The following is a 21,535-nucleotide window of genomic DNA, read 5'->3' on the forward strand; positions in this document are numbered from 1 at the left end:
TCAGCCGACCCGGACCGCGTCGGCGGTATTGGCACCGGTCAGGGCGGGTGAACCGGTGTTGCGGGCGGGCTCGTCCGGCACCACGGAGGCGTTCCGCAGCGCTTCCGTCACTGCTTCCTCCAGCGGCGACGCGGCGGGATCGGTGAGGTGCTGGACCACTCCGTCGGCGACCGCCGCCGCACGGTGCTGCCCGAAGCTCTTGTCGCTCCAGCCAGGCCGCCCGTCCTGGGGCTCCCAGGCGACGGCGACCCCGGGCGCGACCCGATGGGCGAAGGCGGACACCGCCTCCCCGACCCCCGGCAGTCCCCGCGCGGCCGAGGTCAGCGCCCCCGTCACGGCTGTGTGCGCGGCGCCGAGATAGACCACGACCGCGTCCCGCCGGGGGTACGACCACGGCCGGGACAGCACCTTCGCCCGGTACGGGACACCGCTGTCGGCCAGCACCTCCAGCAGCGCGCCCCACACGCGGGGCGCCGCTTCCGGGTCGGCGACATGGACGTACAGCCGTAGCAACTCCTGGTTCCCGCCGCGTGTCCCGCTCCCCACCGGGCCGTCGACCAGGAGGAACCCGGGCGACAGAGCGGGCCGTACGGCGGGCAGGTCCAGTGCGACCCGGTCGCCGGGGCCCGCGTCGGCCGCGCCGCGCACCCGCTCCACCGGAACCCGGACCAGGACCCGTCCGATCTCCACGACCGCCTCCGGACCAGTCGGCTGGCCGGGGGAGCGCAGCATGGCGGCCACCGGAGTCGACGCATGCGGTACGGCCGCGGTGAGCCGGGCCTCGAAGCCGGGGTCCCGCCGGGGCAGCCGGCGCCGCGCGGGGTCGTGCTCCGTCCCAGCGTGCCATTCCTCGTACAGGGCGGCGCCCAGCGCGATCCGCAACTCGCGCGGCGAGCCGCCCTCGACGCGGCGGTCCCCGACGGAGACGGACGGAGTGGTTCCGGGGTGGAAGGTCAGTGCCGCGAGGGCTTGGCGCAGGGCGGTGCGCGGCGGCGCCTCCGCGGTCGTCGTCCCCATGACCGTCGCCGTCGTCATCGTTCCTCCCGGAGGTTGTTCGGGGCGTCCTGGGTGCAGGTGGTCCCGGCCGGGGCGTGCGGCTCGGTCCGGGTCTCGGGGTCCTCGACCAGGCCGAGGCTCTCGGCGAACCCGGCCGGGTTGAGCAGGGCGTTGCGTCCGACCCCGGCGGTGCCGCGCTGCACCGCGCTCACCCGGTGACCGAAGAGGGCGGCGGCGAGCATCCGGTCGAACAGATGCCACCCGGCGTACGCCATGACTCGCGCCCCGAATCCGGCGCCCACCTCGGGCCGCGCCGTCCGGTATCCCTGCCAGAAGGCCGTGATCCTCGGTCGCACGGCGTCCAGTTGGCGTTCGCCGCTGTCGACCAGCGACTGGTGGGCGTCCTCGGCGAGATGCGAGGTCTCGGGGTCCAACTCGGTGAACATCCGGGTGGCCGCGCGGTACAGCCACTGTCCGACGAACCCGCCCGCGTCGGCGGCCGGGTCACCGAGCCGGAACTCCTCCCAGTCCGTCAGATACAGCACCTCGTCGACCAGCAGGAACTGGTCGAGGCGCAGATCGCCGTGGAGCGGGGTGCGGGGCGCGGCGGCGGACCGGGTGGCGAGGTCGGCGAGGGCCTCGCGCACCTTGCGATCGTGCTGGAGCAGGGCCCAGGCGTCGAGTTCGGCCCCGCTGCCGGAGATATAGGTGTCCAGGGAGAGCGCGGCGAGGCGCCCGGTGATCCGCTCGTCGTGCGCGGCTCCCGCGACCGACCCGGTGGCCGGCGTGGGCACGCCGTCGGAGGGGAGGCTGTGCAGCTCGCCCAGGGCCTGTCCGGCCCGCCGGGCCAATGCCGGATCGAAGCGGCCGTCGTCGGCGAGGGCGGTGCCGGTCACCGCGTCGGTCAGCCCGTCGAAGACCAGGACCAGCGTCTCGCGGTCGGCGCCCAGCAGCGCGGGCGCCTGCCAGCTCAGCGCTCGGGCCGCCCGCTTCCGGGTGCGCTCGAAGGCGCGCATACGCTCGAAGCGGTCCCCGGCGCCCGGCGAGGCGGTGTTGAGCCGCTTGACGAAGACCTGGCGGCCGTCTGCGGTGGGTCCGGACCAGTTGTCGTTGCGGCCGGGGTGACCGGTCAGACCGGTCGGCCGGAACGGGGCGATACCCAGCCGCTCCATCGCCGCCGCCACCTCGGGCACCTCGTCCAAGGGGACGGGGGCGAGGCGCTGGTCGTCGGCGGGGGGAGAGTCCCCGGCGGCCTTGCCGGATGTCGTCGTCGCGACCCGATCCGTGTCGGGCGCCGTCGTCGCTGCTGCCATGTCCGCAACGCTAGGCCGCCATGGGTCGTCACGGACAGTGACAGAAATCGGTATGGCAGATCTCTGTAATGCCCGGGTCCCGGCGCCGGGACCAGTGGGCATTGGCGGCACACCTCTGTCAGAGGCGACTTCGCCTCATCTGCTGGCAGCAGACTTCTGCACTGTCGGCGAAGGGTGTCGAACTGCTGTGATCGATGGGCCCGGAGACCGCATCGCCGGTTCCCCGGGCGGTCCTCGGCATCGCGCCGGGACTTTCCCACCTCCGCCCGAGTCCGGGCCCGTTCCCTACACCGACATCCCTGAGGAGAAACCGTCATGAGCAGCGACGACCTGATGGGCGGCTACGCCGCGTACACCACCCCCAACGCCGCCGTCCAGGAGCTGGCCACCACCGGAGTGGAGCAGGCCGAGGCCGGCTCTCCCCTCATCATCACCGCGATCTCCGCGGTGACGGTGATCGTCTCGCCGATCACCATCACCCTCCTCTGACCCACAGCCGTCCGCATACGCCCCCAAGGAGTCCGTCATGCACGGCACCGATCTGATGGGCGGTTACGCCGCCTACACCACGCCCAATGCCGCTGTCGAGGAGATGGCGACCACGGGCGCCGCCGCGGAGGCGCAGAGCTTCACGTCCGGCGTCTCGCTCGTCGTCACGCAGAGCACCATCGCCATCACCCCCCTCACCAACTGAGCCGAAGGAGTCCGTCATGCAGGGCACCGATCTGATGGGCGGTTACGCCGCCTACACCACGCCCAACGCCGCCGTCGAGGAGATGGCGACCACGGGTGCCGCCGCGGAGGCGGAGAGCGTCCAGACGATCCTCTCCATCGTCGTCACCCTGGCCACCGTCGCCATCACCGTCCTCACCAACTGAGCCGGAGGCAGCAGCCATGAGCGACAGCGACCTGATGGGCGGCTACGCCGCCTACACCACGTCGAACGCGGCGGTCCAGGAACTGGCCGCCACCGGTGCGGTCGCGGAGGCCCAGTTCACTCCGACCGTCATCGCGAGCCTGGTCAGCGGCATCACCATCACGATCGCCATCTTCACCCAGTGAGCCGGGTGACGACGATGGACGGCATCGAGCTGATGGGCGGTTACGCCGCCTACACGACCGCTCATGACGCGGTGCGGGACCTGGCGGCGGCCACGCCGTCCGCGGAGGCGTCGGCGACCCTGCCGCTGACCTTCATCCTCACCCACATCACCGAGATCCTGCTCTGACCGATCCGACCGGAGGCAGCAGTGCACCAGAACAGCCTGATGGGCGGTTACGCCGCCTACACCAACCCGTCCTCGGCGGTGACCGAGGTGGCGCAGACCGGCGCCGTCCAGGAGTCCGCCAGCTGGACCCTGGTCACCCTGGTGATAACCCACGTGAGCCGGGTCCTCACCCTGCCCCAGGAGTGACGGCCTGCGCGCTCGGACGCGTCGGACGGGGCGACTGACCCGGCCGACACCCCCAGCGCGCGGCAGCAGTACCGCACCGACAGACCCCGCCGGCCGGCCATCCGCCACCGGCGGGGTCTGTCGGCGTACGGGCGTCGACCGGGCCCGGCTGATCGGCGGGGGCGCTCTCAGGCCGGGCCGGACGGCTGATCGGACGGCTCACCGGCCTTCTCGGGCTCGTCGGCCCGCTTGGCGGCCTCTTCGCGGCGGGCGATCACATCGATCAGATCGCTGACCGTGCCGAGCGCCTCCGGCGAGAGCCCGACCGCTCGCAGCGCCACACTGCGCACCCCGGCGTCCCGGAAAGCACCGAGCAGCTCCAGCTGCGAGGCGATCTCGACGCCCGTGGCATCGTCGAAGAAGTAGGCGGGTGGGACCTGGAAGAACCCGGCCAGCGCCTCCAGATGACGCTTGGTCGGGTTGTCCCGGCGTCCGGTGCGCAGTTGCCACAGATAGGTGGCGGAGAAGGACTCGCCGGTCGCCTCCCGGCAGGCCGTGGCCACTTCCTCGTTGGTGTAGGGCTGCTGGTCGGGTCTGCGGACGATCCGGAAGAGCGCCTCGATCCGTCCGGCCAGCGTCGTCGGCGTCTCCGCCGTGGACTCCTCTCCAGCCACTGCCCCGCTCCCCCCGCTTCGTTGCTCTCCGCGCCTCGGCGATTCGGTGTCCCGCAGGCTCAACGCCTCGACGCCGCTCGGCGTCTCAACAGACATGAATCGCCAACCCTCAGCGCATTCATTCTAGTTGACAGGAGGGCGTGGCGTCAGCCACCATGGTGGACAGCGGAAATGAATGATCTTCCGCAGTCGATTTATCTCGGCTGATTCCATGCGCCTGGCGCACTCCGCCCGGCTCGCCTCTCTCAGGTAACCCCCCAGATCACCCCCGTCGTTCACGCCGGGGACCTCGCAACCGGAGCATCCCTTGATGATCCAGCCACGGTCCCGATCAGGCGCGCAGACACCGGACCTGTTCCCCGCCCAGTTCATCGGACGGGACCACGAGATCGCGCGGCTGCTCACCCTTCTCACCGACACCACACCCACCCCGCCGAAGGTGGTGCTGCACGGCGTGCCCGGCGCGGGCACCACCCGGCTGGCCTACGCGGTCGCCGCCGCGCACACCCGGACGACCGGCGCGCCCAACCCGCCCAACCCCACCGGCCACTCCCGGCCGCTGCACATCATCGACCGGGCCGACGCACTGTCCGAGGCGGAGCGTGCCCGGCTGCTCGCCACCGCCGCGGCCACCGGCGCGAGCGTGCTCGCCACGACCCGGGGACCGATCCCGTTCCCGGACGCCACGGTCGTCCAGGTCGAGGGCCTGCCGGTGCCGTACGACTGCTCGGCCCTCGATCTCGACACGGTCGTCCGCAATCCGGCTGTCGCCCTCTACACGGCCGCCGCGCGCGCCCTCGACCCGGCGTTCCGCCTCCGGTGCGACAACCAGCACGCGGTGGTGAGGACCTGCGCCGCACTGCGCGGACTGCCCGGCGCATTGGTCCACGCGGCGCGTGTGGCCGCACTGGAGGGCCCCGAGGCGGTCTGGACCGCGCTGGAGGACCGCCCCGCATGGCCCGAGCCGCCCTCGACCGACCCACTGTCGCCAGGGGGCGGCGACCAGGTCGCCGACGGCGACACCGCGCAGGACCCCGCCGCCCGCCTGCGTGCCGAATGCGCGGTCTTCGCCGGTGGCTTCGGCACGGAGGCGCTGCGCGAGATCACCCAGGTGCCCGGAGTGGACGTCCCGAACGCCCTGGAGCGGCTGCTCGGCGACGGCCGGCTCGTCCTGTCGGGACGGGCGTCCGGTCGGCTCGACGGTACGGCCCTGGTCCGGCTCCACGTCCCCTTCGACTGGCCGCCGCCTGCCCCCGTCCTCGCACAGGGCGACACCCGGCTGCGCCACGCCCGTCACTACGCCCGGCTCGCCCGCACCGCCGCCCGTCACATCACGCAGGGCGACCAGCGCACCGGGATGGCCATGTTCCATTGCGAGGAGGCCAATCTGCGGGCCGCGCTCGGGGAGCTGTCCGCCCGAGGGCTGACCGAGGAGGCCCTCGACCTCGTAGAGGATCTGACGATCCACTGGCACGCCACAGGCTGCCCCGCCGACTGGGCCGAACGCTTACGGTGCGCCGCCCGCGCCGCCGGACCCCGCACCCGCCCCACCCTCCTCCTGGTCGACGCCGTCATCCAGGCGGGCCAACCGGAAGCGGCCTGCCCCCTTCCACTTCCCAGGACCCCCGCCCCCGGTCCGGTCGGTCTCGCCGGGCTGGAGGAACAGCCAGGAGGCGGGGCGGCGGAAGGCTCAGGAGAAGGGCCAGGGGGTCGGGGCAGCCGAGCCGTGGGCGTGGAAGGCGCCATCGGGAGCCTGGGCGACGGAACTGGTGCCCTAGGGGGCGCAATTGGGGGTCTAGAAGGCCGTCCAGAGGGCCTGGGATGTGCGATCGAGGGCTCGGGAGGCGGATTCGAGGACCCGGGCGGCGCGACCGATGGGTCGGGAGGCCGATCGGAGGGTCCGGGAGACGCGTTCGAGGGCTCGGGCGGCCGATTCGAGGAGCTAGCAGACGCGAGCGATGGCCCGGGACGCGGGTTGGACGCATCCCCGCGTTCGCTCCGCCTCCGCGGAATCGCCACCCTGCGCGAGAAACCCACCGAGGGCACCGAGTTGCTCGGCCGGGCCGCCGACCGCCACCGCGCGCTGGGCGAGGAGCACGCCGCCGGACGCGTCCGCCTGGAGGGCGCCCTGTCCGCCTTCCTCTACGGCGATCCGCGCACCGCCCTCGACACCGCCACGCACACCGCCCTGGCCGTGCTCTCCGACGCCCTCCGCCGCTGTGACGCCCTGGTGAGCGGTGGCGCCCTGCTCCAGCTCAGCGCGTTCGCGTCCGCCGCCGGGCACCCGGCCCGCGCCGCCGAGTACCACGGCAGGGCCACAGCGGTCCTGCGTCCCCTCGGCCCCGCCGCCGTTCTCGGCGCCTACGTCACCCTGCTCGGCGGCCCGCTGCTGCCCGACCCCACCGACCGGGCGACTCGCACCGCCCGGGTCCTCGGCGGCTTCCACGCCGCCCGTGCCGCATTCCCCGACGACGGTCCGGAGCCGCACTTCACCCTGGCCCGCTTCGAGCAGCCGCTGCGGAGACTGCTGGGCGAACGGGAGTTCATCACGGCGCTGGAGGAAGGCGCGCGATGCCCGCTAGCGGACCAGATCGCCGACTTCGGACGCGGCGCAGCGGCTGTCCCCGACATCGCGGGCCGCGGGGGACCCAGGGCCAGGGAACGCGCCACGGCCATCCAGCGGCCTGCCACACCTACGCGCCTCTCCCCGGTTTCGCTCCATCCCCCCGCTTCCACCTCCACCGTCCCCAGCACCCCCACTACCCCCGCCTCCCAAGACCGTCCCGTGGGCCCGCTGACCCCCCGTCAGACCGAGGTGTCCCGGCTGGTCGCACTGGGGCTGAGCAACAAGCAGATCGCCCGTCGGCTGGAGATCTCCGAGTGGACGGTGGTCAATCACATCCGGGAGACCATGCGCAAACTCGGCTGCTCCTCCCGGGTCGCGATCGCCGGCTGGATGCTGCACCAGGCCACCGGTCTCGTCTCCCCCTCCCGGCACTCCGGACCGCCCCCGAGCCCCTCCCTGCCGACCCCCGGCGCACCCCACCCCCGAACCGCCGCCCTGTGACCCGCGTACCGGAAGGACCGGACCCATGCCCGAGCCACGTACCGCACGACCGTCCCACGTGCCCGACACCACCACCCCCACCTCCGCCCGCCTCGGCCCCCTCGCCAGCCAGCTCAGCCACCACCGACTCCAGGCCGGCACCGCGTTCGGGCTGATCCTCGGCTCGGTCGTGGCCGCGCTGTGCGTCCCGCTCACCGTCCGCCAGGTGGTCCTGGACCTCGGCGCTGACCGCAACGCCTTCCTGTCCGTGACACTGCTCGTGCTGCTCGCCGTGGGCGGCGCCCTCGCCAGTGCCTGGGCGTCCTTCCTACTCGGCCGGATCGGGGAGTGGTCGGTGCTGGAGACCCGGGCCAGGCTGGTCCGGCATGTCCTGCGGATGCGACTGTCCGACATCCGCCGTACCGGCACGGGCGAACTCACCGCCCGGGTCACCACCGACTCCGCCCAGTTGCGCTCGATGTTCGACGTCGGGGTCACCTCCATGCCGGCCTCCGCGCTGGTCGCCCTCGTCTCACTGGTGCTGATGGGACTGCTGGACTGGGTGCTGCTGCTCATCGTGATGGCGACCTTCCTGCTGGCGGGGCTCGCCATCGGCGCGTTCGTCAAGGGAGTGCGCAAAGGCATCGCCGCTCAGCAGGAGGCGCTCGGCGGAGTCGCCCAGCGCTTCACCGCGGCGCTGACGTCCATTGCCACCATCAAGGCCAATCGCGCCGAGGAGCGCACCGCGCGGGCGGTGATCGGCGACGCGGAGACCGCGGCTGCCGCCGCCGTCGACGCGGACCGCTCGCAGGCGTTCATCACCCCGCTGATGAGCGTCGGACAGCAGATAGCCATCGTGGGGGTACTCGCGGGCAGCGGGGTGCGGTTGGCGTCGGGAGCGCTGAGCCCGGCCGACTTCGCCGCGTTCATGATGTACCTGTTCCAGATCGTCAGCCCGCTGACCGTGCTGGCCTCCGGGCTGGGCCGCTTGCAGGCAGGTATGGCAGCCCGCGGCCGGATACACGCGGTGATGGAACTGCCCGCCGAGGACCCCGGCCCCGAGCACGAGCCCGCCCGCGCCCCCGGCGCCCCGGCGCTGCGGCTGCGCGCCCTCGTCGCCGGATACGACGGCGACCCGGTGCTGCACGGGGTCGACATCGCCGTCCCGGCCCGCGGCCTCACCGCGCTCGTCGGACCGTCCGGCGCGGGCAAGTCGACGGTGCTGGCCGCGATCGAGCGACTGGTCGAACCGGGCGGCGGCGCGGTCGCCCTGCACGGCACCGAGATCACCGACTGGCCGCTCAGCGCACTGCGCCGCCGGATCGCCTACGTCGACCAGGCGTTCACCCTGCTCGAAGGGACCGTACGGGAGAACCTCACCCTCGGCTGCGACCAGCCGGTGGACGACGCCGCGCTGACCGCCGTACTGACGGAGGTCGGTCTCGCGGCGACGGTCGCCGCACTGCCGGACGGCGTCGACACCCGCATCGGCGGAGCCGTCGACCTCTCCGGTGGCCAGCGTCAGCGGCTCGCCCTGGCCCGTGCCCTGCTCACCGACGCCGACGTGGTCCTCCTGGACGAGCCCACGTCCCAGCTCGACGGCGTCAATGAACAACTGCTGCGGGATGTCGTGGACCGGCTGGCCCGGGACCGCGCGGTGGTCGTGGTGGCCCACCGGTTGACCACGGTCCGGCACGCCGACCGGATCGTCGTCCTCGCGGCGGGCCGCGTCAGGGGCACCGGCAGCCATGACGCCCTACTGCGGGAGTGCGACGAGTACCGGGCGCTGGTGGAGGGGCAGACAGGAACGCCGACGGGGGTGGCGGCGGTGGTGGGGTGAGCGGACGGAGGCGGGGCGGAGCGGGGCGGTTGGCTCTGCGGCTCGACGGGTGTGGCGCGTCGCCCTCGGCGCCGTACCCTGCGGCGGGTGCGGGTGCGGGTGCGGGTGCGGGTGCGGGTGCCGACACTTGCGGCGGCATGGGCTGTACGTCGTGGGCGTCCACCGCCGCTGGATCGGACCCCTGCCGTCCGCCCCGCCGCAGAGGCCCCCCGCCCAGGCGCCGACCCCGGGCGACCCCAGGGACCACCCGGGGCCGCGCGGATCGAGTGGGACCAATGGGCCGAGCAGACTGGGCCGAGTCGACCGGTTCGGTGGCAGGGTCCGGTGAGCCGGGTGAGCGGGGCCGGTGACGGGGTCGGGTAGGCCGGGTGAGTGGGGTCGGTGGCTGGTTCAGGGAAGCCCGGATGAGCGGGGTCGGTGACCGGTCCGGGTACGCCAAGGAAGGGGGTGGATCAGGCCCGTACGCCCTCCCCGACGGAGCCCGCCCCACCCCCGGCGGACAGTTCCCGCGTCTCGCGCGTCTCCCGTGTCCCCGCGAACCGCTTGCGAGCCCGGTGGCGGACATGCTCCACCGCCACCGACGTGGTGAACGCCTCGGCGACCTGGGTGAGCCAGGCTGCCTCCGCGTCGACCGTGCCGCCCCCGGCCGGGGCGGACGCCGGGACGAGGGGACCGGTCGCACACGGGGGAGCGGCGGTCCCGGCCTCCCGGTGCCGATGACCCGCCGTCGCCGCCTCGATGGCCGCCGCGACCGCCGCCGCTTCCGTGACGGCGGCCACGGCTGGACGGGGAGGGGGGAAGTAGTCGAGAGCCGTGCGGGTCCAGTCTGGCAATTCCGCCGGGACGTGGGGCCGTAGGGCCAGATAGCCGTCCCGGATCTCCACCACCCGCCGGTACAGGGCGAACTCCACGTCCCGCAGCCCGACGCGCCCCCGCAGGCCCCGGCCCCTGCGCACCGGGCGTCCGCCGCCGGGCCAGGGGTGTACGGGCAGCGCGGTCTCCGGGAGGACCGTGTGCAGCGCCGCCCACAGCCCTTCCAGGGCGTGGTGGTCGCGCCGGGCGCGTAGGCGTCGCCGTAGCCCGTCCAGTGCACCGGACCAGCGGGCGGCCGTCGCTCCCAGGGCCGCCACCGCCAGGCATCCCGTGCCCAGCGCTACGGCCACCGGGTCCTGGGCCGCCCCCTGCTGATGGGTCACCACCATGTTCCTGATGCCGGTGACGCCCCACGCACCCCAGACCAGCCCGATCGCCGCGCCGGCGCCGATGAGCAGCAGCCCCGTACGCAGTGGGCCGGACGGCAGTCCCCGGGCGTGGTCCAGGACCGGCAGCGCGAAGACCACCAGACACCAGAGTCCGTAGCTCGTGAAGATCGCGCCGAAGAGGGCGAGCAGTATCCAGCCGAGGCCGTCGGCTGACAGCTTTCCGTCGTTGATGTCCGGTCCGGCGGCCAGGAAGAGGCCCGCGCACAGGGGCAGTGCGATAGCCGTCACCGTGAGGTGGGTGCGGCGGCGGGCGCGCCAGCGGGGAGGGAGGTCGAGTTCGATCACGACGAGAGGGAGGAAGGCCAGCGCGGTCATCTCCAGTTCCCGGCCAAGGAGATGCGCGAGCGGCGACAGCCCAGGCCAGACGTGGTCGGCGGCGGCCATCGTGGCGGGCGCCAGCACCGCCATCGCCGCGCCGAGCAGTACCCCGAACAGACACAGGAGCCGTACGGAACGTCCGGCGCGCGGGCCGCGTGACAGCCGCAGCTCGTACCAGCCCACGCCCATCGCCACCAGCGCCGGACCGTAGGCGAGACCGTCGCTCATCCGGGCCGCCGGCTGGTCCATGCCGTGGTGTGCGGGGCGTGTGGCGAGCCGACGAGCGCCTCGGCGCGGTCGGGTTCGGTACCGTCCCCGGGCGGTGCGGCGGCGTCCTCGGACTGGGCGCGGTGCAGGATCAGCGAGGCCAGCAGCTCGGCCTCGCGCTCCTGTGGCTCGGAATAGACGGACCGGCCGAGGACGCGGCGGACCAGCGCGGGGGACAGGCCCGGCAGCAGCAGCCGGGACGCGGCGGCGGTGGCCGGTGTGCCGCGGTCGTGCCCGCACAGCAGATGGGCCGCCTCGTGGAGCAGGATGTGCTGACGGTGGAAGCCCGTCGTCCCGGCCGTGTAGAGGATGTAGTCGGCGAGGTCCGTGGTGACCAGCAGTCCACAGGGCGCGGACGAGGGTATGACCACCGGCAGCACACTGATGGGCCGCCCGCGCCGCTCGGCCAGCGCGGCGATGAACCGTTCGGCGTCGAAGGGGCGGGGCAGTTCCAGTGCCTCCGCCTGGCGGCGGGTCCGCTCCCATAATCGCCGCTCGCCCGACCGCCGTTCACTGGAACGCCGTTCACCGGACCGCCGCCATCCCTCGCCCCACCCGCCGTCGCCCGAGGGCCCCTCGCCCTGCCGCCGTCCCCGGTACATGCGTGCTTCCCCTCACTGGTCGGTCGCTTCCCGGCCACGACCGCCGCCGCCCCGCGACACCGCCCGCCCCCCTGGCCCGCCCTGCTTCTGAGCACCCGTGCGCCCCGCCACGTCCGTCGGCATCCCATACATCCGCTACATCCGCTACATCCGTAACATCCCTTAATCCCTGCATCCCTAGATCCGTCAATCCGTGACCTCGAATCCCTGAATCTCCGAACCCCGGAATCCCCGCACCTCCGCATCGCCTACGCCCCGTCGCTCCGACCCGCCCGGGACGTCCGGCCCTCCCGATCCACCCGGTTCGCCCGCATCCGGCCCACCGGTGGTGGCTCGGCCCCCAGCAGTGTGCGGTCCGGCTCGGGCAGCGTGTACATGGCGTACAGGCGCCGCCGGACGCGTTCGACGGGGAAGTCGTCCGTATAGACCGCGATCTTGAAGACCACGCCCTCCAGGACGCTGCGCAGCAGTACTTCCTCCAGTGCCGGGTCGTCGGCGCCGCGTTCGGCGAAGATCCCCCGCAACTCGTCCTCCATGTACCGCAGCCGCTCCTCCTTGCGGGACTCGGCGGCGGCGAACAGCGGCAGGGTGGCCGGGTTGACGACCAGACTGAGCGCCATCCGCTGCACCGGGACCGTGGTGGACGCGGCGTACAGGATGCCGTCGATGATGGCGGCGAGCCGTTCGTCGGCGGTGCCGGTGACGTCCAGGACGCCGGTCACCGCGTCGAGATGGCGGTCGAGCAGTTCCTCGACGAGGTTCTGCTTGCCGGGGAAGTAGTAGTTGAGCAGTCCGCGTGAGACACCCGCCCGTGTGGTGATGTCGGTGACGGTGGCGTCGTGGTAGCCCTTCGCGGCGAAGACCTCCAGCGCGGCCGTCAGGATGCGCTCCCGCGACTGCTCCCGCATCTCCTCATTGACCCGGGCCGACCGTGGCGACACCTCTGCCCACCTCACTACCGGCGAAGGCCGCCGGGGAACGCGTCGTGCGTGGTGCGTTGATCGTACGGCCATTCAGTGAATGACAACAGGGGCCGGGGAGTTCGGAAGACGCGGCGGAGCGGGGCGGCACGGGGATGCGATGTAACGCAGGGGAAGGGAGCGGAATTGGGCATACCGGAAGGGTCGACGCGAGCCCCGCCCACATGTACCTGCCCCGCCGCGCGAGTCCCCTCGCCCCCCTGCGCCCCCTCCCCCTACACCCCTCTAACCGCGCCCTTGCCCGTGCACCGCCCCATGCGCCTTCCCCAACTCCGCGTACAGCGTGCCGTTCAGGGTCAGCCCCTCCCGCTCCTCCGCCGTCAGTTCGCGGCGGATCTTCGCCGGTACGCCCGCCACCAGAGACCCCGGCGGCACCTCCATGCCCTGCGGCACCAGCGCCTGCGCGGCGACCAGCGACCCCTCGCCGATGACGGCGCCGTTCAGGATGGTGGCGCCCATGCCGATCAGACAGTCGTCGGCCACGGTGGCGCCGTGCACCACCGCGTTGTGGCCGACGGACACCCGTTCGCCGACGGTCACCGGGAAGCCGGGATCGGCGTGCAGGGTGCAGTTGTCCTGGATGTTGCTGTCGGCGCCCACCGAGATCCGCTCGACATCGCCGCGCAGCACCGCCCCGTACCAGATGCTCGCTCCCGCGCGGATCGTCACGTCCCCGATCACGGCGGCCGTCGGGGCCACGAACGCCGTCGGGTCGATCTCCGGCTCCCTGCCGCCGATACCGGTGATCAGCGCCTGCTGCGTCATGCCGTCTCCCTGGGAGGAAAATGGGGGAAGCGATCCGTGCGTACCGGTGCGTACATCCGTCCGTCCGTCCGTACGTACCGATGAGTACCTGCGGGTGCCCGAGAGCACCGTACGTCACCCGGTAGGGCGAAGATCACAGGGTGCCGGTGCCCTGCCCGCGCCGACCGCTGAGTACCGTGAACCCGTGGCGAAGCGCAAGAACACGTTCTCGTCCTGGCGGCGCCGGATGGCGCAGCGCGCGGTGCACGCGGGGTGGGCCTGGGTGCAGCGCACGGGCTCCGTGACGGCCGAGCGGCCGGGCCGCCTGCGCTTCGGCGCGATGGGAACAGGTACCAGACTGGCCTTCCCGCTCGGCACGGTCTTCGGCGAACCCTGGATCCGCATCGGCGCGCACTGCATCGTCGGCGAACAGGTCACGTTGACCGCCGGACTGATGCCCGACCTCGATCTCGGCCCCGACCCGATCCTGCGCATCGGCGACGGGGTCGTGCTCGGCCGCGGCAGTCATGTCATCGCCGACACCACGGTCACCATCGGCGCCGACTGCTACTTCGGCCCGTATGTCTATGTCACCTCCACCAATCACTCCTACGACGATCCGCAGCAGCCCATCGGCAAGCAGTGGCCGCGCATGGAGCCGGTCGAGATCGGCCCCGGCTGCTGGATCGGCACCGGCGCGGTGATCCTGCCGGGCGCCCGGATCGGCCGGAACGTGGTGGTCGCCGCCGGTGCGGTGGTCCGCGGCGCGGTCCCCGACCACGCGGTGGTCGCGGGCGCGCCCGCCCGGGTCGTACGGCGCTGGACCGCCGCCGAGGGCTGGCAGCCGCCGCTGCGCACCCCGGCGCCGGTCCCGATCCCGGACGGGGTGACGTCGGAGCAGCTGCTGGCGCTGTCCGGTCTCGACGAGGCGTCGGCGGCCCGGCTCGCGGAACTGGCGCACCTGGACGAGGCGGACCTCGCGCGGCTCGCCCAGCTCGACGCCGACTGAGCCGACCGGGCTGACAGGGCTGACAGGGCTGACCGGGGCTGACGCAGCCGTCCCCGCCGGACGCCGCGGCGCCCGCCCCGCAGTACAGTTCGGTGAACGACCCGGTACCGCACGGTCGACGACGCCGGTCTAGATGTTGGGTGGAATGTGTCGGACCTCGAACTGCTGACCCAGTCCCTGGCGCGCAATGTGAAGCACTGGCGCGCGGTGCGCGGCTTCACGCTCGATGTGCTGGCCGCCCGCTCGGGGGTCAGCCGGGGCATGCTGATCCAGATCGAGCAGGCCCGCACCAACCCCAGCCTCGGCACGGTCGTCAAGATCGGCGACGCCCTCGGCATCAGCATCACCACCCTGCTCGACTACGAGCAGGGCCCCAAGGTCCGGATCGTCCCCGCCGACCAGGCCGTCCGCCTCTGGCACACCGACGCCGGAAGCTACAACCTGCTGCTCGCCGGAACGGAGGCGCCCGGTCCGCTGGAGCTGTGGGAGTGGCTGCTGATGCCCGGCGAGTCCAGCGGCTCCGACCCGCACCCCAGCGGCACGGTGGAACTGGTCCATGTCACCGAGGGCGAGCTGACCCTCACCGTCGACGGCACCGACCACCACGTCCCGGCCGGAGCCAGCGCCGCCTTCGAGGCGAACGCGGCACATGTGTACGGCAATACGGGCGAGGTCCCTATGCGCCTGATGATGGCGGTGTCCGTCCCGCCGGTGCACTGAAGGGGCGTCCGGAGGTCGCGTCGATGGGCCGCCCGGAGGGGTATCGAGGCGCCGTCGGAGGTGCACCGATGGGCCGCCGGAGGTGGCACCGCGAGGCGGTCCGGAGGCGTACTGAGGGCAGTCCGGAGGCGTGCTCAGGGGCCGCCCAAGGGTCACCCAAGGGCCGCCCAAAGGCCCGCCGCCCGTACACCGAGACGCCGTCCCGAGCCGTCGTGCTCCCTGTTACCGTGCCCGGATGCGCGCACCCATCGGCACCTTCGACCAGGCCACTCCCGCCCCCGACGCCCTCGGTGAGCTGACCGCCCCGGTCGCCGCCGCCGTCCGCGACTGGAGCGGAAGCGTCCCGGCCGAGCAGATCGTCTACGTCGAGACCGACCCGCAGTGGGCCGACACCGCCGTCTTCGTCGAGCACTACGGGCGGGAACTGCTCGAACAGTCCGCGAACTGCGTCGTCGTGGCCGGAAAGCGCGGCGGCGAGACGACGCTCGCGGCCTGCGTGGTCCTCTCCACCACCCGCGTCGACGTCAATGGCGCCGTCCGCCGCCAACTCGGCTCCCGCAAGGCGTCGTTCGCCGCCATGGACACCGCCACCGGCGAGACCGGCATGGAGTACGGCGGCATCACCCCGATCGGCCTGCCCGCCGACTGGCCGGTGCTGGTGGACTCCGCCGTGGTGGACCTGCCGTACGTTCTCGTCGGCAGCGGGCGCAGGCGCGGGAAGCTGCTGGTTCCGGGCAAGGCGTTCGCCGAACTGCCGGGCGCGGTGGTCCTGGAGGGGCTCGGAGTCGCCTGACGCCCCGCCCGGCGGGGTCACACCTGCCGGGGCCGCGCGGGGGAGTGATGGGCCAGCGGCAGATGCGGGTCCGTCCCTCCCGGTACGGGGGCGGGGTCGGCGTGCACCAGTGCCGCCGTCAGCCGGGGCACCGCGTGCAGCAGCGCGTGCTCGGCGTCCACGGCCACCGCGTGCGCCTGTCGTACCGTCGCTTCGCCGTCCACCACCACGGAGACCTCCGCGCGCAGCCGGTGGCCGATCCAGCGCAGCCGCAGCTCACCCACCGCGATCACGCCGGGCACGGCCGTCAGCGCCTGTTCCGCCCGGTCCACCAGTTCCGGGTCTACGGCGTCCAGCACCCGCCGGAACACCTCGCGCGCCGCGTCCCGCAGCACCAGCACGATCGCCGCGGTGATCGCCAGCCCCACGACCGGGTCCGCCCACCACCAGCCCAGCGCGGAGCCGCCCGCGCCCAGCAGCACCGCCAGCGAGGTGTAGCCGTCGGTCCGCGCGTGCAGCCCGTCGGCGACCAGCGCCGCGGAGCCGATCGACCGGCCCACCCCGATCCGGTAGCGGGCCACCCACTCGTTGCCCGCGAACCCCACCAGCGCCGCCACCGCCACCACCGGGAGGTGCTGCACCGGACGCGGCTCCAGCAGCCGCCCGACCGCCGCCCACCCGGCGAACGCCGCCGAGGCGGCGATCGTCAGGACGATCACGATCCCGGCCAGATCCTCCGCCCGCCCGTACCCGTAGGTGAACCGCCGGTTCGCCGCGCGCCGCCCCAGCACGAACGCGATGCCCAGCGGTACGGCGGTCAGCGCGTCGGCCGCGTTGTGGACCGTGTCGCCGAGCAGCGCGACCGACCCGGACAGGGCGACCACGGCCGCCTGCGCCAGCGCGGTCGCCCCGAGCACGGCCAGCGAGACCCACAGCGCCCGCATGCCCCGCGCCGACGTCTCCAGCGCCTGATCCAGTCTGTCCGCCGTCCCATGGGAGTGCGGGGTGAGGAGACGGGAGAGACGGTTGCGACGCGGGTGGTGCTGGTGATGCGGGTGGTCATGGCCCTGGTTGTCGCGGTCGTCGTGCGGGTGCGAATGGCCGCTCATGTGCTCCCCTCTCCCTCCGGTGCGCGGACGACAGTGGATGACGACAGTGGACGTACCCCGTCCGCGGCGCCATTATGTGCGTATGAACGCACGCATGTACCTGTCAGCTGCGCAGGATGCGCACCCGCGCACCCCGGGCGAGGAGCAGTTCGCGCTCGCGGCCGAGGTGCTGGCGCTGCTCGGCGACCGCACCCGGCTCACCCTGCTGCACTCCCTGATGGCGGGGGAGGCCGATGTCACCACCCTGACCGAGCGGTGCGGCGCGGCCCGGCCCGCGGTGAGCCAGCATCTGGCGCGGCTGCGGCTGGCCGGGCTGGTGAGCACCCGCAAGGAGGGCCGCCGGGTCGTGTACGCGCTGCCGGACGGGCATCTGCGGCGGCTGGTGGACGAGGCGCTGAACGTCGCGGACCATCGGCTGACCGACCGTCCGCCGCACGACTGAGGCGCGGTCAGTAGTGGGTCGCGGTGCCGAGGTACTGCTCGGCGAAGGCGGCGGCGGCCGTCTCGGAGGTGAACAGCCGCCGCAGCCGGGCCAGCGTGGTGCCCGCGCGGAACGGGTCGCCGGTCGCCGTACCGTGGTACAGCTCGGACAGCCACTGTGAGAACTCCTGGTAGTCCCACACCCGCCGCAGACACGCCTGCGAGTATCCGGTCAGCCCCCGCTCGTCGCCGCCGGTGAGCCGGGCCGCCAGGGCGTCCCCGAGCAGGAAGGCGTCGTGCAGCGCGAGGTTGAGGCCCTTGGCCGCGATCGGCGCGACCAGATGGGCCGCGTCACCGGCCAGGAACAACCGCCCGTGCGCCATCGGCTCGACCACGTAGTCGTGCATGTCCAGGACGCGCTTCTCGGTCAGCCGCCCCTCGGTCAGCGGGTCGGCGCCCGCCGCGCCCAGCCGTTCCTGGAGTTCCTCCCAGATCCGGTCGCGCGGCCAGTTCCCCGGATCGTCCCCCGGTGGGCACTGGAGGTAGTAGCGGGTCACCTCGGGGCTGCGCGGCATGTGTCCGGCGAACCCGCGCGGATGGCAGCCGAAGAGCACCGAGTCCGCCGACGCAGGCGCCTCGGCCAGCAGCGCCAGCCAGCCGATGCCGTACGTGTGCCGGGAGATCCGTGCCCCGTGATCGACCAGCGCGGCCCGGGACACCCCGCGCGCCCCGTCGCAGCCCGCGACGAACGCACAGTGCACGACCTCCCGCGAGCCGGTCCCGTCCCGGCGGTACGACACGGAGGGCCGCGCCGAGTCCAGGTCGTGCAGCTCCACCTCGCGGACACCGAAGCGGATGTCCCCGCCGCGTACGTCGGCGTACTCCCGCACCAGGTCGGTGACCAGCAGTTGCTGCGGGTAGACGAAGTGATGACGGCCCGTCAGTCGCTGGTAGGGGAAGGGATAGCGCTGCCCGTTGAAGCGGAACTCGCACGCGGTGTGCAGCCCGGCCCGCGCGAGGAGTCCGTCGGCCAGCCCGCGCGCCCGCAGGGCCTGCACCGCCCACTCCTCGATCACTCCGGCCCGGGGCCTGGTCTCGATGGATTCCCGGGTCCCTGTCTCCAGCACGACGCACTCGACTCCCGCCGCGCGCAGGACATTGCCGACGGTGAGACCGGCGGGCCCGGCTCCGACGATGACGACGGGAGCGGTGAACTCGGGCGCGGGGGAAGGGAGATGCACTCGAACAGTATGGCGAGCCGGGACGTGTGCCGGAGACCCTGTACCGGCCGTGGATCAGCCGGGCACCGGATCAGCCGAGGCGGGGTATCTCGATCGCCGGGCAGCGGTCCATGACCATGTCCAGGCCCGCCGCACGGGTGCGCTCGTACGCCGACTCGTCGACCACCCCGAGCTGGAACCAGACCGCCTTGGCACCCTTGGCGACGGCCTCGTCGGCCACCTTGCCCGCCAGGTCGCTGTTGACGAACACATCCACCACGTCCACCTCGAAGGGGATGTCCGCCAGCGAGGCGTAACCCTGCTCGCCATGGACCGTCTCCGCCTTGGGGTGGACGGGTATCACCCGCTTGCCGAACCGCTGGAGCACATCGGCGACACCGTAGGCCGCACGCGACTGGTTCGAGGACAGGCCCACCACGGCCCAGGTGTCGCCCGACTCGGTGAGGATCTTGCGGATGGTCGCTGCGTCGCCGTACACGGCCGGCCTCCTGGTCGTCCCACACAACCCCGCCGCCAACGGTCCCACCAGAGGCGGAGCTGTCCGGCACCTGTGATCGGGTGCCTGTGGTGTGAACGCGCGGCGGCCCGTGGAGATTCCCGCCGTCGCACACCGGCCGCCGCCGACCGCGTTTCCACGCCAACGTGTCCGGATGCCTCATGACATGCCTGCGTATTGCGGTGTTCGGGCCTACGCTCGGGCCGTGCTGCGCATCATCGACGCCCGAACGGGCCAATCCGCCGACGCCGCCCCGGTCCGCCGGGGACTCACCCGCGTCGAGGTCCATGCCACCGGACACGACACCACCGCCCTGCGGGTGCTGCTGGTCGCCGATGTCCTCGTCCGCGCCCTGGAACTGGGCGGTACGCCGGTCTGGGCGGTGCTGAGCGGCGCGGTGGACCAGACCGAGCTGCGCGCGGAGGCCGCCGCGCTCGGCGTCCGGCCCTTCGAGGAGGGCCGGGACGTGGGACAGGCGCTCGGAGCGGCCCAGGTGATACACGTCGCGGAGGGGGAGGCGCTGCTCCCCGAGTCACCGGCACCGGCGTGCACGGGGGACGGCGCCCCGGTCGCCGCCGAGGGCGTGCTCATCGCCGTGGCCCCGGTGGACCCCCCGGCCGGGCCGCCGCTGGGCACCGATCCGTCCGTCCTGCGGCTCGCCCTGATCTCGGCCCGGCGCGGCCGTCCCGCGCGGGTGGACGCCGCCGCGCTGGACGAGGCCCGCGGCACCCTCGCCCACTGGCGCCGCGCGGTCGCGGGCTGGGCCCGGACCCCCTCCCGGCCGATCCCCGGCGGGGTACGCAACCGGCTCCGCGCGGCCTGGGAGGACGACCTCGACGTGCCCGGTGTCCTGGACGTCCTGCACGGCGTCGCGGCCGACCCCGGCATCCCCGACGGGGCCCGCTTCGAGACCTACGCCTACGCCGACCGGCTGCTCGGCCTGGAACTCGCCCGGGACCTGGGGGCGCAGGCGTGACCGCGCGGGCGGGGACGGGCCCGCTGCGCCGCCTGGTGGTGCTGCGGCACGCGAAGTCCGCCTGGCCGGAAGGCGTCCCCGACCACGACCGGCCCCTGGCACCCCGGGGCCTGCGGGACGCCCCCGCCGCCGGGCGCGCCCTCGCCGAGGCCGACCTCCTGCCCGATCTCTGCCTGTGCTCCACCGCCGTACGCGCCCGCCGGACCTGGGAACTGGCGTCCGCCCAGTGGGGTACCCCGCCACCGGTCCGCCACGACCCGCGCGTGTACGCGGCCGACGTACCGGACCTGCTCGCCGTCGTCCGCGAGACCCGGCCCCAGGTGGAGACCCTGCTCCTGGTCGGCCACAACCCCGGCCTGGAGGACCTGGTCCTGGAACTCGCCGGCGACGGCCTGAACGGCACCCTGGAACAGGTCCGGGAGAAGTTCCCCACCTCGGCGCTGGCCGTCCTGAGCTGGTACGGCCCCGCCTGGCAGACCCTCGCCCCCGGCAGCGCGCTGCTGACGGCGGTGATGGTGCCACGGGGGCGGAAGAAGGCGGCGTGAGGGAGGGCGCGCTGCGGGGCGGTGCCTTGGGGTGGGGGTTGCGGGAGGGCGCGCTGCGGGGCGGTGCCTTTGGGATGGGGGTTGCGGGAGGGGGCCGCGCGGGTGGGCGCCTACGGGAGGGGGCAGCCGCGCGGGTGGGCCTGCGTACGACCGCCAATGCAGATCGGCCGCCCACGCGGGCCGTGCCTGCCTGTGCGTAGGGCCCGCCTATGCGGTCCATCCCTCTATACGGCTCCCCTATACGGCCCTCCCCAGCCCGCCGGGCATCCCGCTCCAGCCCGGCCCAGCCCCCCAGCCCTCCAAGCCCGGCCCTGAGCGGCCTCCCACCCCGCCGCAGACCAGCGTCCGTCCCACCCCCGCCACTGACCAGCCCCCCTCCCCGCCCTACCCCATCGCCGCCAAGCTCCCCGCCACGGCTCCCGCCCCGCCCAGGACGATCAGCTGAAGCACCCCGGGAGCGCGCCAGCGCAGCGCGAGCAGCCCACCGCCACTAAGGGCCGCCCCACCGAACAGGAGCCACATGGCCTGCTGGGCCACGCCGGGCGCGTCGGCCCGGTTGTCCGGGTCGTAGCTGTCGCTCCAGCCGGTGACGCCCCAGGCCAGCCACATCCAGGCGACGACCAGCAGGTCCAGGCAGAGCAGCGCCACACAGGCCACCGCCTGCGCCGCGCCCGAAGGGCCCCGCCTACGTCCCGTCTCCGCCATCGCCCTCCTTGGCCCGGCTTCCCTCGTCATCGTTCCTCCGTCCGCGCGTGTCGTCCGGGGTCAGCCTGACGCTCCGCCCGGTATCGCGCATGAGTGCGGATACCTA

The 21,535-nt window shown here is 73.4% G+C and carries 25 protein-coding genes; 14 read left to right on the top strand and 11 right to left on the bottom strand.

What is annotated here, in order from left to right:
- Positions 1–1,035 carry a T3SS effector HopA1 family protein gene (locus tag AB0D49_RS24600; protein ID WP_362761079.1) on the bottom strand — a complete coding sequence of 345 codons (1,035 nt, stop codon included), beginning with the start codon at positions 1,033–1,035 and terminating at the stop codon, positions 1–3.
- Positions 1,032–2,309, bottom strand: a complete 1,278-nt coding sequence (gene lxmK, locus AB0D49_RS24605; protein ID WP_362761082.1) for a class V lanthionine synthetase subunit LxmK — start codon at positions 2,307–2,309, stop codon at positions 1,032–1,034. Before lxmK ends, AB0D49_RS24600 begins: the two co-directional genes overlap by 4 nt.
- A 315-nt stretch (positions 2,310–2,624) precedes the next feature.
- On the opposite strand from lxmK, the gene AB0D49_RS24610 reads away from it, so the two are divergent.
- From AB0D49_RS24610 to AB0D49_RS24635, 6 genes are read left to right on the top strand one after another with little or no spacing between them, the layout of a single operon-like run.
- Positions 2,625–2,798, top strand: a complete 174-nt coding sequence (locus AB0D49_RS24610) for a hypothetical protein (protein WP_362761084.1) — start codon at positions 2,625–2,627, stop codon at positions 2,796–2,798.
- Positions 2,799–2,835: 37 nt separating this feature from the next.
- Positions 2,836–3,003, top strand: coding sequence for a hypothetical protein (locus AB0D49_RS24615; RefSeq protein WP_362761086.1), 168 nt, complete (start codon positions 2,836–2,838; stop codon positions 3,001–3,003).
- A gap of 16 nt (positions 3,004–3,019) precedes the next feature.
- Positions 3,020–3,187, top strand: coding sequence for a hypothetical protein (locus AB0D49_RS24620; RefSeq protein WP_362761088.1), 168 nt, complete (start codon positions 3,020–3,022; stop codon positions 3,185–3,187).
- 16 nt (positions 3,188–3,203) lie between these two features.
- On the top strand, positions 3,204–3,371 hold the full coding sequence (locus AB0D49_RS24625) for a hypothetical protein (protein WP_362761090.1): 168 nt from the start codon (positions 3,204–3,206) through the stop codon (positions 3,369–3,371).
- On the top strand, positions 3,368–3,538 hold the full coding sequence (locus tag AB0D49_RS24630) for a hypothetical protein (protein ID WP_362761092.1): 171 nt from the start codon (positions 3,368–3,370) through the stop codon (positions 3,536–3,538). Before AB0D49_RS24625 ends, AB0D49_RS24630 begins: the two co-directional genes overlap by 4 nt.
- A gap of 21 nt (positions 3,539–3,559) precedes the next feature.
- Positions 3,560–3,724: a hypothetical protein gene (locus tag AB0D49_RS24635; protein WP_362761094.1), complete on the top strand. Its 165-nt coding sequence runs from the start codon at positions 3,560–3,562 to the stop codon at positions 3,722–3,724.
- Positions 3,725–3,891: 167 nt separating this feature from the next.
- On the opposite strand, the gene AB0D49_RS24640 is transcribed toward AB0D49_RS24635, so the two are convergent.
- Complete coding sequence (locus tag AB0D49_RS24640) at positions 3,892–4,377, bottom strand: helix-turn-helix domain-containing protein (RefSeq protein WP_362761096.1); 486 nt, start codon at positions 4,375–4,377, stop codon at positions 3,892–3,894.
- A 310-nt stretch (positions 4,378–4,687) separates the two neighbouring features.
- Here AB0D49_RS24640 and AB0D49_RS24645 point away from each other — a divergent pair, with 310 nt between their 5' ends.
- Positions 4,688–7,444: a LuxR C-terminal-related transcriptional regulator gene (locus AB0D49_RS24645; RefSeq protein ID WP_362761098.1), complete on the top strand. Its 2,757-nt coding sequence runs from the start codon at positions 4,688–4,690 to the stop codon at positions 7,442–7,444.
- Between the two features lie 25 nt (positions 7,445–7,469).
- Complete coding sequence (locus tag AB0D49_RS24650) at positions 7,470–9,263, top strand: ABC transporter ATP-binding protein (protein WP_362761100.1); 1,794 nt, start codon at positions 7,470–7,472, stop codon at positions 9,261–9,263.
- A gap of 452 nt (positions 9,264–9,715) precedes the next feature.
- Here AB0D49_RS24650 and AB0D49_RS24655 read toward each other — a convergent pair whose 3' ends face one another.
- From AB0D49_RS24655 to AB0D49_RS24670, 4 genes are all read right to left on the bottom strand, one after another.
- Positions 9,716–11,092 carry an MAB_1171c family putative transporter gene (locus AB0D49_RS24655; RefSeq protein ID WP_362761102.1) on the bottom strand — a complete coding sequence of 459 codons (1,377 nt, stop codon included), beginning with the start codon at positions 11,090–11,092 and terminating at the stop codon, positions 9,716–9,718.
- Positions 11,068–11,712, bottom strand: coding sequence for a ParH-like protein (locus AB0D49_RS24660; RefSeq protein ID WP_362761104.1), 645 nt, complete (start codon positions 11,710–11,712; stop codon positions 11,068–11,070). Before AB0D49_RS24660 ends, AB0D49_RS24655 begins: the two co-directional genes overlap by 25 nt.
- Positions 11,713–11,960: 248 nt before the next feature.
- Positions 11,961–12,653, bottom strand: coding sequence for a TetR/AcrR family transcriptional regulator (locus AB0D49_RS24665; RefSeq protein ID WP_362761106.1), 693 nt, complete (start codon positions 12,651–12,653; stop codon positions 11,961–11,963).
- 264 nt (positions 12,654–12,917) lie between these two features.
- On the bottom strand, positions 12,918–13,457 hold the full coding sequence (locus tag AB0D49_RS24670; protein ID WP_362761108.1) for a gamma carbonic anhydrase family protein: 540 nt from the start codon (positions 13,455–13,457) through the stop codon (positions 12,918–12,920).
- Between the two features lie 184 nt (positions 13,458–13,641).
- Between AB0D49_RS24670 and AB0D49_RS24675 the strand changes: the two genes are divergently transcribed.
- From AB0D49_RS24675 to AB0D49_RS24685, 3 genes are all read left to right on the top strand, one after another.
- A complete protein-coding gene (locus tag AB0D49_RS24675) occupies positions 13,642–14,445 on the top strand; it encodes an acyltransferase (protein ID WP_362761110.1) in 804 nt (267 codons plus the stop codon).
- 147 nt (positions 14,446–14,592) lie between these two features.
- Positions 14,593–15,165, top strand: coding sequence for a cupin domain-containing protein (locus AB0D49_RS24680; RefSeq protein WP_362761112.1), 573 nt, complete (start codon positions 14,593–14,595; stop codon positions 15,163–15,165).
- Between the two features lie 235 nt (positions 15,166–15,400).
- Positions 15,401–15,958, top strand: coding sequence for a YbaK/EbsC family protein (locus tag AB0D49_RS24685; RefSeq protein ID WP_362761114.1), 558 nt, complete (start codon positions 15,401–15,403; stop codon positions 15,956–15,958).
- Between the two features lie 17 nt (positions 15,959–15,975).
- On the opposite strand, the gene AB0D49_RS24690 is transcribed toward AB0D49_RS24685, so the two are convergent.
- The gene (locus AB0D49_RS24690) at positions 15,976–17,046 is read right to left on the bottom strand and encodes a cation diffusion facilitator family transporter (protein ID WP_362761116.1); all 1,071 of its coding nucleotides are present in this window, start codon (positions 17,044–17,046) and stop codon (positions 15,976–15,978) included.
- An 82-nt stretch (positions 17,047–17,128) separates the two neighbouring features.
- On the opposite strand from AB0D49_RS24690, the gene AB0D49_RS24695 reads away from it, so the two are divergent.
- Positions 17,129–17,488: a metalloregulator ArsR/SmtB family transcription factor gene (locus AB0D49_RS24695; protein WP_362761118.1), complete on the top strand. Its 360-nt coding sequence runs from the start codon at positions 17,129–17,131 to the stop codon at positions 17,486–17,488.
- Positions 17,489–17,495: 7 nt separating this feature from the next.
- On the opposite strand, the gene AB0D49_RS24700 is transcribed toward AB0D49_RS24695, so the two are convergent.
- Both AB0D49_RS24700 and AB0D49_RS24705 read right to left on the bottom strand, forming a co-directional pair.
- Complete coding sequence (locus AB0D49_RS24700) at positions 17,496–18,707, bottom strand: 4-hydroxybenzoate 3-monooxygenase (RefSeq protein WP_362761120.1); 1,212 nt, start codon at positions 18,705–18,707, stop codon at positions 17,496–17,498.
- Between the two features lie 70 nt (positions 18,708–18,777).
- Positions 18,778–19,185, bottom strand: coding sequence for a CoA-binding protein (locus AB0D49_RS24705; protein ID WP_362761122.1), 408 nt, complete (start codon positions 19,183–19,185; stop codon positions 18,778–18,780).
- A gap of 223 nt (positions 19,186–19,408) precedes the next feature.
- Here AB0D49_RS24705 and AB0D49_RS24710 point away from each other — a divergent pair, with 223 nt between their 5' ends.
- Together AB0D49_RS24710 and AB0D49_RS24715 are read left to right on the top strand one after the other, a co-directional pair.
- Complete coding sequence (locus AB0D49_RS24710; protein WP_362761124.1) at positions 19,409–20,179, top strand: hypothetical protein; 771 nt, start codon at positions 19,409–19,411, stop codon at positions 20,177–20,179.
- Entirely contained in the window at positions 20,176–20,724 is a 549-nt protein-coding gene (locus AB0D49_RS24715; protein WP_362761126.1) for a histidine phosphatase family protein, read from the top strand. Before AB0D49_RS24710 ends, AB0D49_RS24715 begins: the two co-directional genes overlap by 4 nt.
- Positions 20,725–21,108: 384 nt before the next feature.
- On the opposite strand, the gene AB0D49_RS24720 is transcribed toward AB0D49_RS24715, so the two are convergent.
- Positions 21,109–21,429, bottom strand: coding sequence for a hypothetical protein (locus AB0D49_RS24720; protein ID WP_362761128.1), 321 nt, complete (start codon positions 21,427–21,429; stop codon positions 21,109–21,111).
- Between the last annotated feature and the right edge of the window lie 106 nt (positions 21,430–21,535).

Origin of the sequence: Streptomyces sp. NPDC048290 (assembly GCF_040652095.1) — a bacterium.
Classification (GTDB): domain Bacteria; phylum Actinomycetota; class Actinomycetes; order Streptomycetales; family Streptomycetaceae; genus Streptomyces.